The sequence below is a fragment of the Streptomyces zhaozhouensis genome (assembly GCF_900230195.1).
Classification (GTDB): Bacteria; Actinomycetota; Actinomycetes; order Streptomycetales; family Streptomycetaceae; genus Streptomyces; species Streptomyces zhaozhouensis.
The window spans coordinates 1-13,594 of the sequence record NZ_OCNE01000026.1 but is presented as its reverse complement, the minus strand read 5'-3'; the positions used below and the strand labels follow the sequence as shown (position 1 = coordinate 13,594).

At 72.6% G+C, this 13,594-nt stretch carries 13 protein-coding genes and 1 rRNA gene; 3 read left to right on the top strand and 11 right to left on the bottom strand.

All coding sequences use genetic code 11. From position 1 onward, the window contains the following. Nucleotides 1-111: 111 nt before the first annotated feature. From CRP51_RS25705 to CRP51_RS25685, 5 genes are all read right to left on the bottom strand, one after another. Nucleotides 112-1,773 (bottom strand): bifunctional uroporphyrinogen-III C-methyltransferase/uroporphyrinogen-III synthase, encoded by a 1,662-nt coding sequence (locus CRP51_RS25705; RefSeq protein WP_097233734.1) that lies wholly within the window; start codon nt 1,771-1,773, stop codon nt 112-114. Continuing rightward, entirely contained in the window at nt 1,770-2,741 is a 972-nt protein-coding gene (hemC, locus tag CRP51_RS25700) for a hydroxymethylbilane synthase (RefSeq protein WP_097233733.1), read from the bottom strand. Before hemC ends, CRP51_RS25705 begins: the two co-directional genes overlap by 4 nt. Next, nucleotides 2,738-4,066, bottom strand: a complete 1,329-nt coding sequence (locus tag CRP51_RS25695) for a glutamyl-tRNA reductase (protein ID WP_097233732.1) — start codon at nt 4,064-4,066, stop codon at nt 2,738-2,740. The genes hemC and CRP51_RS25695 overlap by 4 nt, the downstream gene beginning before the upstream one ends. Next, on the bottom strand, nt 4,063-4,833 hold the full coding sequence (locus CRP51_RS25690; protein WP_097233731.1) for a redox-sensing transcriptional repressor Rex: 771 nt from the start codon (nt 4,831-4,833) through the stop codon (nt 4,063-4,065). Before CRP51_RS25690 ends, CRP51_RS25695 begins: the two co-directional genes overlap by 4 nt. Nucleotides 4,834-5,063: 230 nt before the next feature. Next, nucleotides 5,064-5,351: a glutaredoxin family protein gene (locus tag CRP51_RS25685; protein WP_097233730.1), complete on the bottom strand. Its 288-nt coding sequence runs from the start codon at nt 5,349-5,351 to the stop codon at nt 5,064-5,066. A gap of 87 nt (nt 5,352-5,438) precedes the next feature. On the opposite strand from CRP51_RS25685, the gene CRP51_RS25680 reads away from it, so the two are divergent. The 3 genes from CRP51_RS25680 to CRP51_RS25670 all read left to right on the top strand — a co-directional run bounded on the left by CRP51_RS25680 (nt 5,439) and on the right by CRP51_RS25670 (nt 9,141). Beyond that, nucleotides 5,439-6,401, top strand: a complete 963-nt coding sequence (locus CRP51_RS25680; RefSeq protein ID WP_097233788.1) for an HAD family hydrolase — start codon at nt 5,439-5,441, stop codon at nt 6,399-6,401. Between the two features lie 404 nt (nt 6,402-6,805). Beyond that, complete coding sequence (locus CRP51_RS25675; RefSeq protein ID WP_097233729.1) at nt 6,806-7,609, top strand: ECF subfamily RNA polymerase sigma factor, BldN family; 804 nt, start codon at nt 6,806-6,808, stop codon at nt 7,607-7,609. A gap of 266 nt (nt 7,610-7,875) precedes the next feature. Further along, nucleotides 7,876-9,141 carry a DUF5667 domain-containing protein gene (locus CRP51_RS25670; protein WP_097233728.1) on the top strand — a complete coding sequence of 422 codons (1,266 nt, stop codon included), beginning with the start codon at nt 7,876-7,878 and terminating at the stop codon, nt 9,139-9,141. Between the two features lie 55 nt (nt 9,142-9,196). Here CRP51_RS25670 and CRP51_RS25665 read toward each other — a convergent pair whose 3' ends face one another. From CRP51_RS25665 to rrf, 6 genes are all read right to left on the bottom strand, one after another. Then, nucleotides 9,197-10,135 (bottom strand): lysophospholipid acyltransferase family protein, encoded by a 939-nt coding sequence (locus CRP51_RS25665; protein ID WP_097233727.1) that lies wholly within the window; start codon nt 10,133-10,135, stop codon nt 9,197-9,199. After that, nucleotides 10,128-11,153: an NAD-dependent epimerase/dehydratase family protein gene (locus CRP51_RS25660; RefSeq protein WP_097233726.1), complete on the bottom strand. Its 1,026-nt coding sequence runs from the start codon at nt 11,151-11,153 to the stop codon at nt 10,128-10,130. Before CRP51_RS25660 ends, CRP51_RS25665 begins: the two co-directional genes overlap by 8 nt. Before the next feature lie 65 nt (nt 11,154-11,218). Beyond that, nucleotides 11,219-11,317: a 30S ribosomal protein bS22 gene (locus CRP51_RS25655; protein WP_003948845.1), complete on the bottom strand. Its 99-nt coding sequence runs from the start codon at nt 11,315-11,317 to the stop codon at nt 11,219-11,221. Nucleotides 11,318-11,444: 127 nt separating this feature from the next. Further along, on the bottom strand, nt 11,445-11,651 hold the full coding sequence (locus CRP51_RS25650; protein ID WP_052849337.1) for a helix-turn-helix domain-containing protein: 207 nt from the start codon (nt 11,649-11,651) through the stop codon (nt 11,445-11,447). A gap of 600 nt (nt 11,652-12,251) precedes the next feature. Next, on the bottom strand, nt 12,252-13,421 hold the full coding sequence (locus CRP51_RS25645) for an acetoin utilization protein AcuC (RefSeq protein WP_097233725.1): 1,170 nt from the start codon (nt 13,419-13,421) through the stop codon (nt 12,252-12,254). A 79-nt stretch (nt 13,422-13,500) separates the two neighbouring features. After that, nucleotides 13,501-13,594: ribosomal RNA gene (rrf, locus tag CRP51_RS25640) — 5S ribosomal RNA — on the bottom strand; the annotation flags it as partial.

The following is a 13,594-nucleotide window of genomic DNA, read 5'->3' as shown; positions in this document are numbered from 1 at the left end:
CGGAACGGCGCGGGGCGAGCCGTCCGCCCCACGCCGTTCCATCCAAGCACCCCGCGCCGACAGCCGTCGGAGCGGCCGTCCAAGCCGGCGCGCACGCCCCGCGCACGCGCCCTATGTCGTCCGCGCGCGCCGCCGCTGCGGGCGCTTCTCGCTCGGTCGCTTCAGCGCCTCGCCGGCGCGCGCCGCCGCGTCCCGCCGCGCCGCGCCGAAGTCGGCCAGCGCCTCCGCCAGTTGGTGCACCGACGGCTCCGGCGCCAGCACGTCGACCCGCAGCCCGTGCTCCTGCGCGGTCCGCGCCGTCGCCGGGCCGATACAGGCGATCACCGTCACGTTGTGCGGCTTGCCGGCGATGCCGACCAGGTTGCGCACCGTGCTGGAGGAGGTGAAGAGCACCGCGTCGAACCCGCCGCCCTTGATCGCCTCCCGCGTCTCGGCCGGCGGCGGCGAGGCGCGCACCGTGCGGTAGGCGGTCACGTCGTCGACCTCCCAGCCCATCTCCACCAGCCCCGCGACCAGCGTCTCGGTCGCGATGTCGGCGCGCGGCAGGAAGATCCGGTCGATCGGGTCGAAGACCGGGTCGTACGGCGGCCAGTCCTCCAACAGCCCGGCCGCCGACTGCTCGCCGCTGGGCACCAGGTCCGGGCGGACGCCGAACTCGACCAGCGACCTCGCGGTCTGCTCGCCGACGGCCGCGACCTTTATCCCCGCGAACGCCCGCGCGTCGAGCCCGTACTCCTCGAACTTCTCCCTGATCGCCCGCACCGCGTTGACCGAGGTGAAGGCGATCCACTCGTACCGCCCGGTGACCAGGCCCTTGACCGCCCGGTCCATCTGCTGCGGGGTGCGCGGCGGCTCCACGGCGATCGTGGGCACCTCGCTGGGCACCGCGCCGTAGGACCGCAACTGGTCGGAGAGCGAGGCCGCCTGCTCCTTGGTGCGCGGCACCAGCACGTTCCAGCCGAAGAGCGGCTTGGACTCGAACCACGCCAGCCGGTCGCGCCGGGCCGTCGCGCCGCGCTCGCCGACCACGGCTATGACCGGGCGCTCGGCTCCGGCCGCCGGCAGCACCTTGGCGGACTTCAGGGTCCGCTCCACGGTGCCGAGCGTCGCCGTCCAGGTGCGCTGCCTGGTGGTGGTGCCCGCCACGGTCACCGTCAACGGGGTGTCCGGCTTGCGGCCGGAGGCCACCAGCCGCGACGCCGTCGCGCCGATCGTCTCCAGCGCGCAGCTCAGCACCAGCGTCGCGTCGCTGCCGCCGATCTCGCTCCAACAGCGCTCGTCTGCGGTACGCGCGTCGACGAAGCGGACGTCGCCGCCCTCGGCGTCGCGCAGCGGAACCCCGGCGTACGCGGCCACGCCCACGGCGCGCGCCACGCCGGGCACCACCTCGAAGGTGATCCCGGCGTCGGCCAGCGCCAGCATGTCGCCGGCCGCGTCGGTGTCCATGCCCGGGTCGCCGACCACGGCACGGACGACCCGCTTGCCGGCGCTCGCGGCCCGCATGACAAGATCTGCGGCATCGTCACCCGCGCAGACCGGGGGGTCACCCTCAGCCATGCCCTGCAGCGGTGTGTCCGTGCCCGGATCGACGTGGCCGCGCACCACCTCGTAGGCGGCCGGGTCGGCGACCAGTACATCGGCCTGCGCCAGGGCCTCGACCGCGCGCAGGGTCAACAGACCCGGGTCCCCGGGTCCCGCACCGAGGAAGGTGACGTGTCCCAGGGCGCCCGTGGTCGGTTCGGCGCGCGCGAGGCGCGCTGCGGTGGGGTTCACAGTGCTCGCTCCCCCATCAGACCGGCCGCGCCCTTGGCCAGCATCTCGTCGGCGAGCTGGCGGCCCATGGCCACCGCCTCGTCGACGGACCCCGGCAGGGGACCGGTGGTGGACAGCTGCACCAGCTGGGCGCCGTCGGTGGTGCCGACGACGCCGCGCAGGCGCAGTTCGGTGAAGGTCTGCCCGTCGCGCAGCAGATCGGCGAAGGCCCCCACGGGGGCGCTGCAACCGGCCTCAAGATCGGCGAGCAGGGTGCGCTCGGCGGCGACGGCGATCCGGGTGTGGGGATCGTCGAGCCGGGCGAGTTGGGTGACCAGCTCCGGGCGGGACGCCGCGCACTCGACCGCCAGCGCTCCCTGCCCTGGGGCGGGGAGAACGGTGTCGGGAGCCAGGAAGTCGGTGATCTCGGCGCCGCGTCCGAGCCGGCGGAGCCCGGCCGCGGCCAGCACGACCGCGTCCAGCTCGCCGGAGCGCACGAACCCGATGCGGGTGTCGACGTTCCCCCGGATCGGCACCATCTCGATCTCTCGGCCCAACGAGCGGGCCCAGGCGTTGAGTTGGGAGATCCGCCGAGGCGAGCCCGAGCCGATCCTGGCCGGTCCCGAGGCTCGGCCGGCCATCGCCAGCGTCTCGAAGCCGAGCCCGTCGCGGGCGACCAGCGCGTCCCTCGGGTCGGCTCGCGGCGGGACGGCGGCGAGCGCCAGCTCCACGGGCTGCGATGTCGGCAGGTCCTTCAGCGAGTGCACGGCGAAGTCGATCTCCCCGGCGAGCAGCGCGTCGCGCAGCGCCGAGACGAACACACCGGTGCCGCCGATGCTCACCAGGCTCTCCCTGGAGACGTCCCCGTAGGTGGTGATCTCCACCAGCTCGACGGGCCGCCCGGTCAGCCGGGTCACCTCGTCGGCGACGCCGCGTGACTGCGCCATCGCCAACTGGCTCCGCCGGGTTCCGAGCCGCAGGGCATTCATGACCGCTCCTGTTCAGGGTTGCGAACGGCGACGGCCGCCCGCGGGTCGAGGTCGAAGAGCTGGCGCAGCGCGGTCGCGTAGTGGTCGCCGCCCGGCTCGCCGGCCAGTTCCTTGACCCGCACCGTCGGCGCGTGCAGCAGCTTGTCCACCACGCGGCGCACCGTCCTGGTGATCTCGGCGCGCTGCTTGTCGTCCAGGTCCGGCACCCGACCGTTCAGCCGGGTCAGCTCGGCGGCCACCACGTCCGACGCCATCTCGCGCAGCGCGACCACGGTGGGGGTGATGTAGGCGGCCCTGCGGGCGGCGGAGAAGGCGGCGACCTCCTCGTCGACGATCGCCCGCACCGCGTCCACGTCGGCGGCCATCGGGGCGTCGGCCGAGGCGGCGGCGAGCGACTCGATGTCCACCAGCCGCGCGCCGGCGAGCCGGTGGATCGCGGCGTCGATGTCGCGCGGCATGGCCAGGTCGAGCAGGTCGAGCGTGCGGTCGCGCTCGCGCAGGGCGTGCGCCACCGCGTCCGCCGTCAGGACCAGTCCGGTGGCGCCCGTGCAGGACACCACCAGGTCGGCGACGGCCAGCTCGGCGGCGACGGAGATCGCGTTGATCGGGACGGCGCGCGCCTTCACTCCCTCGTCGCGCGCCAACGCGCCGGCCAGTCGGTCGGCACGCTCCAAGGTCCGGTTGGCGATCACCAGTTCGGCCACGCCGGCGCGCGCCAGCGTGGTGGCGGCCAGCGAGGACATCGATCCCGCGCCGATCACCAGCGCCCGCCGGCCGGCCGCCCAACCGGGCACGGTGTCCTCGGTCGCCAGCTGTTCGAGACCGAAGGTGACCAGCGACTGGCCGGCGCCGTCGATGCCCGTCTCGCTGTGCGCCCGCTTGCCGACCCGCAGCGCCTGCTGGAACAGCTCGTTGAGCAGCCGGCCCGCCGTGTGCTCGTCCTGGGCCAGCGCCAGCGCCGCCTTGATCTGGCCGAGGATCTGCCCCTCGCCGATCACCATCGAGTCCAGGCCGCAGGCGACGTTCATCAGGTGCCGCACCGCGCGGTCCTCGTAGTGCACGTAGAGATGGGGCCGCAGCTCGTGGGCCGGCACGCCGCAGTGCGCGGCGAGGAGCTCGGTCAGCCCGTCGACGCCCGGGTGGTAGCGGTCGACCTCGGCGTAGAGCTCGATCCGGTTGCAGGTGGCCAGCAGCGCGCCCTCGGCGGCGGTGCCGTCCACCAGGTCACGCAGCAGCGCGCCGCCCGCGCCGGCCGGCAGCGCCGCGCGCTCCAGCAGGCTGACGGGGGCGCTGCGATGGCTGAGCCCGACGACCAACAGCGTCATGCCGGCATCACCGCCGGGATGTCGCCGTCGGGGCCCTGGTCCCTGCCGGACCCCGCGGGGGCGGCCTCGGCCGCCAGCGGCTCCGGCACCTCCTGGGCGAGGGCCTCGGCGGCCTTGCGCTGCTCGTGGAAGGCGAGGATCTGGAGCTCGATGGAGAGGTCGACCTTGCGCACGTCGACGCCGTCCGGCACGGAGAGCACGGTCGGCGCGAAGTTGAGGATCGAGGTGACGCCGGCAGCGACCAGCCGGTCGCACACCTGCTGGGCGGCGCCGCCCGGGGTGGTGATCACGCCGATGGAGACGCCGTTGGTGTCGATGATCGACTCCAACTCGTCGACGTGGCGCACCTCGATGCCGGCCACCTGCCGGCCGGAGAGCGCCGGGTCGGCGTCGATCAGCGCGGCGACCCGGAAGCCCCGGGAGGCGAAGCCGCCGTAGTTGGCCAGCGCGGCGCCGAGGTTACCGATACCGACGATCACCACGGGCCAGTCCTGGGTGAGACCGAGCTCACGCGAGATCTGGTAGACCAGGTACTCGACGTCGTAGCCGACGCCCCTGGTGCCGTAACTGCCCAGGTAGGAGAAGTCCTTGCGGAGCTTGGCCGAGTTGACGCCGGCGGCGCTCGCCAGCTCCTCCGAGGAGACCGTGGGCACCGAGCGCTCGGAGAGCGCCGTCAACGCCCGCAGGTACAGCGGAAGCCTGGCGACGGTCGCCTCGGGGATTCCCCGGCTTCGGGTCGCCGGTCGGTGATTTCGGCCAGTTGCCACGGTGCTCCTGCCGGTCGGGCCATCCGGAAGGCGGCTTCCTGCGACGCATCCGCCACAACCGCTCAACCGCGCCCAGGCTATGCCTTTGTGAACGCGTGCACAAAGATTGTGTCCGTTTTGTCCGGGCAAAGTGACCGGTGCCACATGCACCAACGCGGACACCCAGCCACACTCCTCACCTATACGCACCGCGGGGGAAAAATCGACCCCGAATGCTAATCCAAACCGGGTCAAGCCCCCAAAGCGCGACGGAGCCGCCCCTCGTCCACCCGCCAGAAGGTGTGCTGCTCGCCGTCGACCAGCACGACCGGGATCTGCTCCCAGTACATGCGGTGCAACTCCGCGTCGCGTTCGATGTCCTTCTCCTCCCACCGTGCCCCCAGGTCCCCGCAGACCTCGCTCACCACCCGTCGCGCGTCGTCACAGAGGTGACAGCCGGGCCGACCGATCAACGTGACCAACCGCTCGGTGGGAGGCGTCTTCCGTGAGGCGCGGCGCAACGGGTTCATGGCGCCCATTCTGCCGTCGCACGGCCACCCTGACTCCCCCTCGTCGCCATACCGGCGCCATCCGCCGGTCCACGGCGCATCGCTATGCTCGGGGGCATGGCCAGGCGACCCCTCACCGAGCTGTCCGCCTCGTGGGCCGGCCGCCCGCGCGGCTGGTTCGCCGCGCGTCGCCGCGCGGCCACGGAGCGCAGTGTGGTGGCGGGGGAGGCGGCGGCCGAGGCCGCGCGCCAGGCCGCGCACGCCCCGGCGCACCAGGGCGAGGACGCGCCGGAGTTCCCGACCCCGGGCGACCCGAAGGCCGCCGCGTTCTTCGACCTGGACAACACGGTGATGCAGGGCGCCGCGATCTTCCATCTCGGCCGGGGCCTCTACAAGCGGAAGTTCGTCACCAAGCGGGAGCTGCTGCGCTTCGCCTGGCAGCAGACCTACTTCCGGCTGGCCGGCGCCGAGCACGCGGGGCACATGGCCGACGCCCGCGACAGCGCGCTCTCCATCGTCCGGGGCCACCGGGTCTCCGAGCTGACGACCATCGGCGAGGAGATCTACGACGAGTACATGGCCCACCGCATCTGGCCCGGCACCCGCGCCCTGGCCCAGGCCCACCTCGACGCGGGCCAGCGGGTCTGGCTGGTGACGGCGGCGCCGATCGAGACCGCGACCATCGTCGCCCGCCGGCTCGGGCTGACCGGGGCGCTGGGCACGGTCGCCGAGTCGGTCGGCGGGGTCTACACCGGCCGCCTGGTCGGCGAGCCGCTGCACGGCCCGGCCAAGGCGCTGGCCGTGCGGGCGCTCGCCGAGGCCGAGGACCTCGACCTCTCCCGCTGCGCCGCCTACAGCGACTCGGCCAACGACATACCGCTGCTCTCCCTGGTCGGCCACCCCTACGCGGTCAACCCGGACAGCCAACTGCGCGCGCACGCCCGGGAGATGGGCTGGCGGCTGCGCGACTACCGCACGGGCCGGAAGGCCGTGAAGATCGGCGTTCCCGCCGCCGCGGGCGCCGGCGCCCTGGTGGGCGGAGCGGCGGCCGCGCTGGCGGTCCACCGCCGCCGCCGCTGATCACCGCTGTCCCCCGCTGATCGTCTCTGAACAGCGGGAACGCGCCAACGGTGTCGTAAACGGGCGCGGTGAAGTGACCAACGACCGGTCGGTTCGTTGGGTGGACATAAACCCCGCTCGCCCCAGGCGGCACAGCGTGAACGCGGACGCCCCGATCAAATTCGATCACCAAGGCGTCAAAAGGCGTGCCCAACTAGTCACGATCAGCCTGGCGTTTCCGTGGCGCGATGCGCACAACGCATAACTCTTCAAACTGAATCGACGATTTCCGCAACTGGGCGTAGCACCACCTACACGAAGCGTTATTCTCCTCAGACGCGTTCCGGTCCCCACCCGTCTCCCGCCAGGGGACGGCACCGGGACCCGGCACCGCTCGACTTGGAAGCTCTGCCTCTGGGAGTCCCGTGTACCCACACGTCGGGGTTGTCGCCTCGGGCCTGGCCACGCTGCGCACGACGGTCCTGGACCGGTTGCGCGCTCTCGTCCCCCACGCGTACGCCGGCCCCGCCCTCGCCACACCCCTCCCCGCCGGTGTCCCCGCCGGGCCGTTCGCCTTCGCCATGGCCGGAAGCGCCGTGTCCACCGCCACCGTGGGCAGACGCGCCCGCTCCGGCTCCGCCGGCGCGTCCACCGCCGCCCGCCGCCCCGCGGCCGACAGCGACAGCCGCCGGATGATGGATCTGGTCGAGCGCGCGCAGAACGGCGAGTCCGAGGCGTTCGGCAGCCTCTACGACCACTACTCCGACACGGTCTACCGGTACATCTACTACCGCGTCGGCGGCCGGGCCACGGCGGAGGACCTCACCAGCGAGACCTTTCTGCGCGCCCTGCGCCGGATCGGCACCTTCACCTGGCAGGGCAGGGACTTCGGCGCCTGGCTGGTCACCATCGCTCGCAACCTGGTCGCCGACCACTTCAAGTCGAGCCGCTTCCGACTCGAAGTGACCACCGGCGAGATGCTCGACGCCAACGAGGTCGAGCGCAGCCCCGAGGAGTCCGTCCTGGAGTCCCTGGCGAACTCGGCCCTGCTGGACGCCGTCCACAAGCTCAACCCACAGCAGCAGGAGTGCGTGACCCTCCGCTTCCTCCAGGGCCTGTCGGTCGCGGAGACCGCCCGGGTCATGGGGAAGAACGAGGGCGCCATCAAGACCCTCCAGTACCGCGCCGTACGCACCCTCGCACGCCTGCTGCCCGACGACGCGCGCTGACCGGCCGCGCGGTCGCCCCGTTCACGACGGGTCGCCGCCACCGCGGGACCCATCCGTTGAACACGACGGAGGGTAGACATGTGCGATCACTCAGTCACATAATCTGCCAGCCGTAACCCGAGTGCCGGTCCACTCGTTGTCGGGTTCGCGGGTTCCCTACGGCCACATTCCCCCAGGGGTTTCACTCTTCCGGATGCTCCTGGCGGAAGCCCGAAACTTCCGGCCCCGTCAGGGAGTCCTTCGTGTGACGAGAGGAGGTGCCGTCCGTGATCGGTTCCGTGTCGGCAAACCGCCGCGCCCAAGCCTTCGCCCAGCTGCTCGACGAGGCCCGACCGCCCGGCGATGCCCAAGCGCCCGAAGCGCCCCACCGGGGGGAGGGCGCGACGACGGCCGAGCGCGGCACGACGGCCGCGCAGGCCGACCAGTCCGCCCTGCTGTCCGTGGTCGAGCGGCTGGCCGCCCTGCCCAAGCCCGAGCTGTCCGCCGACGCCCGCGCCGCCCAACGCGCCGCGCTGCTCGCGGCGATGGACGAGGCCGGGAGCACGGCCGCCGAGCCGCCCCGGGTGCCCGCGCAGACGCGCCGCGCGGACGAGCCCCGGCCGAGCGCGAGCCCGCTGAGCAGGCTGCGCCCCAGATCCCGGCTCTCCAAGGGCCTGGCCGCCGGCGGGCTGACCTTCGGCGTCGCCGCCGGCGCCTTCGGCGGGGTCGCCGCCGCGTCCAACGACGCGCTCCCCGGCGACACCCTCTACGGCCTCAAGCGCGGCATGGAGGACCTCCGGCTCGACTTCGCCAGCGGCGACGCCGACCGCGGCCAGCTCTACCTCGACCAGGCGACGACCCGCCTCCACGAGGCCAGGGACCTGCTCGCCCGCCAGACGAGCGCCGCCCTCGACCACGAGCGCCTCGGCGACATCCGCCGCGCCCTCTCCAACATGCGCGACGACGCCTCCGAGGGCCACCGCCTGCTCACCCGCGCCTACGAGAACCAGGGCTCGATCGGCTCGATCCAGTCCCTCTCCAGCTTCTTCGAGGGACAGAACACGACGTGGGAGGAGGTCCGCCGCTCCCTCCCGCCCCAGCTCGGCGACGTGCGCCAGGAGGTCACCGACGTCCTCGACGCCATGCGCGAGGACATCGCGCCGCTGCGCTCCCTGCTGCCGCCCGAGCCGGCCGACGAGGAGTCCGACGAGGAGTCCGACGAGCGGCACAACGCCTCGCTGCGCCCGCCGACCGCGGCCACCACCGACGAGGAGTCGGGCGAGCGCCCCGAAGAGACCACGTCCGAGCCGCTGCGGACACGTTCCGAGCCCTCCACCACCGGCCCCGAGCCCTCCGAGGAGAGCGAGGGCCTGCTGGAAGGCACCGGCGGCCTGCTCGACGGGGTCACCCCCGAGACCGAGGACCCGACGGAAGGACCCGACGCCTCCCCGGAGAGCCCGAAGGGCGAGACCGACATCACGATCCCGCCGCTTCTGGAGGACCTGCTCCCCCGGCTCGACCTCGACGTCAGCTCGACCGAGGAAGGCCGCTGACACCGGAAGCACCCCACGACAGGGCCCCGAGGGAACGAGCCCTCGAAGGACGGCCTCAGAAGAAGACGGAGCGGCGCGCCATCAGCAGCTTGTACAGCGTGTGCTGAATGGTCTCCCGCACCTGATCCGTCAGTTGGAACATCAGCATCGGGTCCTCCGCCGCCTCCGGCGGCTGATCGTCCGTCTCGATCGGCTCACCGAACTCGATCGTCCACTTGGTAGGCAACGGCACCGCCCCCAACGGCCCCAGCCACGGGAACGTCGGCGTCAGCGGGAAGTACGGCAGCCCCAACAACCGGGCCACCGTACGGGCGTTGCCCACCATCGGATGGATCTCCTCCGCGCCCACGATCGAGCACGGCACGATCGGCACCCGCGCCCGCAGCGCCGTGGCGACGAAGCCGCCCCGCCCGAAGCGCTGCAAGCGGTACCGCTCGGCGAAGGGCTTCCCTATGCCCTTGAACCCCTCGGGCATCACCCCCACCAACTCGCCGCGCTCCAACAGCTCCTGCGCGTCCTCCGCACACGCCAGCGTGTGCCCGGCCTTCCGCGCCAGCTCGTTGACCACCGGCAGCTGGAAGACCAGATCGGCCGCGAGCAACCGCAGCCGCCGCTCCGCCGGATGCCGCTCCCGCACCGCGACCTGCGCCATCAGGCCGTCCCACGGCAGCGTCCCCGAGTGGTTGGCCACGATCAGCGCGCCGCCCTCGGCCGGCACGTGCTCGATGCCCCGCACGTCCACCCGGAAGTAGCGCTCGAAGACCGGCCGCAGCAGCGGCATCAGCACCTCGTCGGTCAGCTCCCGGTCGAAGCCGAAGTCGTCCACCTCGTACTCGCCGGTCAACCGCCGACGCAGAAACGCCAGCCCCCGCTCCAGCGCCGACTCCCCGGCCTCCGCCGCCGAAGGCCCCCCGGCGTCCCCCGCGCCGGCCGCACCGGCCCGCAGCGAACGCCGCTCCTCCTCGTCGAACGGGATCACCTTCGCGTCAGCCACGACGCACCACCTCCTCCAGCCGCCCGACCATCCGCGACAGCCGCTCCGGGGCCAACGGCCCCCCGCCGTGCGCCGCGACGAAGTCGGCGAACGTCTCGGCCGTGGAGTGCGGCAGCGGGCCGCCCCGCACCTCCCGCAGCAGGGTGGTCCGCGCCACCCGCCCGGCCATCAACGAGCGGAACTGCTCGGCGGAGAGCCCCGAGACCCCCACCGTACGCAGTGCCGTTCCCACCCACGGGGTCAACGGCGACAGCACCGGCACCGTGGGCCGCCCCAGCCGTCGTGCCGCCTGGGTCAGCGTCAGCACCCCGTCGCCCGCCACGTTGAAGACGCCGGCGCCCAGGCCCGGCTCGGCCACGGCCCCGCCGACCACCTCCAGGGCGTCGTCCTCGTGCACCAGTTGGAGCCTCGGATCGTGGCCGAAGACGGTGGGCAGCACCGGCAGCCGGAAGTACGCCGCCATCCGGGAGTCGGAGGCGGGCCCCAGGAGATGCGCGAAGCGCAGCACGGTCACCGCCACCTCGGGGCGTCTGCGGGCGAACCCCCGCACATACCCCTCGACCTCCGCCACGTCGCGGGCGAAGCCGTCACCGGCCGCCGCGCGCGGGGGGCTGTCCTCGCCGAAGACCGCCGGCTCCCTGGCCGGACTGCCATAGACCTGGGTGCTCGACCTGACCACCAGGCGCCGCAGTCCCGGCACCTTCTGGCAGGCGCCGAGCAGTTGCATGGTGCCCAGGACGTTGTTCTCCTTGACCGTCGACCGGCCCTCGCCCGGCGCCAGCGGCGCCTCCCGCACGTCGAGATGGATTACGGTGTCCACGGCACGCTCGGCCAGCAACGGGACCAACGTCGGCCGTCGCACGTCCGTGTACAGGAACTCGACGCCCGGCAGCCGGCTCGGCGGCAGGCGCCGGTCGACGGCGATCAGCCGCCCCACACCGGGGTCGCGCCGCAGCAGGGCGAGAACCCGGCTCCCCCAGGCGTCCCCGGCCCCGGTGACCAGCACCGTCCTGCCCATGGCATCCCCTCACGCACGTCGGCCCTCCCGCCACGAGGGCGAGAGGGCCGGTCAGCAGCGTTCGCTCACTTCTTGTTGCGACGCTGCACACGCGTGCGCTTGAGCAACTTGCGGTGCTTCTTCTTCGCCATCCGCTTACGCCGCTTCTTGATAACAGAGCCCACGACTACCCTCGCTCACTTCGCTTACCCGGTGCGGGGCGTCCGAGCCCACACGACCTACATGGGCTCAGCCTACCGTTCACCGAGTGATACGGGTTAATCGAGGGGTGTGCTCGGGCTCCGCCCGATGTCAGGCGCTTTCGACGCCGACAAAGGACTCGCGGAGGTACTCATGGACGGCTTGCTCGGGAACTCGGAAGGACCTTCCCACTCGGATCGCGGGCAGATGACCGGCGTGCACCAAGCGGTACACGGTCATCTTGGAGACTCGCATCACCGCGGCGACCTCCGCCACGGTCAGGAACTTGGCCTCGCTCAGAAGCCTTTCAGCAGCCATGTCACACCTGACCTTCCGCACATGTCGGACACCGGCTTCCCCTCCGGTGACTCCCTCTCGCATGTGCGCTCCTCCCCAGATTAGGGGCGCGTGATGCGAGTGGGGAAGAGGTGCCTCAACCGGCCTTTTCCAGCGAGCCGCCCCGTACCACGACAGAGAACACCCTTCGTCACATAGTGCGTACGCGGAGCGTAGTCCCCGTCTCACACCGCGGCAGTCCCGCGACGGAACGCCTTCCGGGCGCCGCCCCGCCCCCCGCGCACCCGGGCAACGTGCGGCGACGCCCCTCCCGCCAGCCCCCCACGCCCCGCGCTGACCTGCGCCGGAGCGGCGGCGACCACACCCAACCGAGGGACACCCAACGTCAACTCGCTGCAACGCCAGATCACTTGAAGGGGCGAGGCGGCAACGCCCGGAAGCCGGCACCCGCCCAGGGGACGGCTCGCCGTCCGAGCCGCGTGACGTAGGAAGGGCAGGTAGCTTTGTCGATAGATCCCCACTACAGAGGGCGCAGGGAAAACGGTGCGGCACGACGGCCGTTCGTCTCCCGCGACCGTAGCGCCGCCTCCGTCACATCCGCCCCACGGGAGCGATGACGGCTCAGGCAAGCAGCCCGTGGTGCGGGTAGACCGCCCGCCGGGTCGCCAGGATCGCCTGGTCCACCCGGTCCGCCGGATCATAGCCGGAGCCCCAGTCCGCCCAACGCGGGGCCCGCCCGTCGGTCATCCGCCGGGGCCCGTCGCCCCGGGTCAACGCGAACACCCGCTGAAGCCACTCCTCGGGCACCTCGGTCTCGGGCTCCACGGGCGCGTGGGCCGCGATCCCGACCAGATGGCTCCAGATCCTGGGGACCACGTCCACCACCGCGTAGCCGCCCCCGCCGAGCGCCAACCAGCGCCCCTGCGCGTACTCGTGGGCCCAGCCGTGCGCCGCCTCGGCGCCGAGCCGCTGGGCGTCGAGGCTGAGCGTCAGATGGGCGAGCGGGTCCTCGAAGTGGGTGTCCGCGCCGTGCTGCGAGACCAGCGCCTGGGGCCCGAACGCGCCCAGCAGCTCGGGCACGACGGCGTGCAGCGCCCGCAGCCACGCCTCGTCGGAACTCCCCGCGGGCAGCGCCACGTTCACCGCGCCGCCGGCGGCGGACGCGGCACCGGTCTCCTCGGGGTGCCCGGTACCGGGGAAGAGGGTGCGGGGGTGCTCGTGCAGCGAGATGGTCAACACCCGCGGGTCGGACCAGAAGGCGTGCTGCACCCCGTCGCCGTGGTGCACGTCCAGGTCGAGGTAGGCGACGCGGGTGGCGCCGAGTTCGAGCAGGCGCGCGATGGCGAGCGCGGCGTCGTTGTAGACGCAGAAGCCGGAGGCGCCGGCGGGCATCGCGTGGTGCAGGCCCCCCGCGAAGTTGACGGCGTGTGCGGCCTCGCCGCCCCAGACCGCCTCGGCGCCGGCGACGGACTGCCCGGCGATCAGCGAGGAGGCCCGGTGCATCCCGGGGAAGGCCGGATTGTCGACGCTGTCGAAGCCGAACCCGTCCGCCACCACGCCCGGTCGCTCGGAGGCCGCGCGCACGGCGGCGACATAGTCGGGGTCGTGGACCAGTGCCAACGTGGCGTCGTCCGCCGGCGGCGCGCCGCGCACGGTCAGCCGGCGGTCGAGTCCCAGCGCCTCGACGAGCGCCATGGTCAGGGTCAGCCGAACCGGGTCCATGGGGTGGCCGGGACCGAAGTTGTACCCGGTGACCCCCTCGTCCCACAGCAGGCGCGCTTCTCCACTCATGGGGCCACCGTAACGGAAAAAGGGAGGGTCTCGTCGGAATCGGAATTCCGACGAAACCCTCCCTCATATTCAAATAATTGTCCGGCGGCGTCCTACTCTCCCACACGGTCCCCCATGCAGTACCATCGGCGCTGAAGAGCTTAGCTTCCGGGTTCGGAATGTAACCGGGCGTT

Bases quoted from the DNA above. Each gene is read 5' to 3' on its own strand.
- hemC (WP_097233733.1), bottom strand. From the start codon at position 2,741: ATGAATGCCCTGCGGCTCGGAACCCGGCGGAGCCAGTTGGCGATGGCG.
- CRP51_RS25695 (WP_097233732.1), bottom strand. From the start codon at position 4,066: ATGACGCTGTTGGTCGTCGGGCTCAGCCATCGCAGCGCCCCCGTCAGC.
- CRP51_RS25685 (WP_097233730.1), bottom strand. From the start codon at position 5,351: ATGGGCGCCATGAACCCGTTGCGCCGCGCCTCACGGAAGACGCCTCCC.
- CRP51_RS25680 (WP_097233788.1), top strand. From the start codon at position 5,439: ATGGCCAGGCGACCCCTCACCGAGCTGTCCGCCTCGTGGGCCGGCCGC.
- CRP51_RS25660 (WP_097233726.1), bottom strand. From the start codon at position 11,153: ATGGGCAGGACGGTGCTGGTCACCGGGGCCGGGGACGCCTGGGGGAGC.
- CRP51_RS25650 (WP_052849337.1), bottom strand. From the start codon at position 11,651: ATGGCTGCTGAAAGGCTTCTGAGCGAGGCCAAGTTCCTGACCGTGGCG.
- CRP51_RS25645 (WP_097233725.1), bottom strand. From the start codon at position 13,421: ATGAGTGGAGAAGCGCGCCTGCTGTGGGACGAGGGGGTCACCGGGTAC.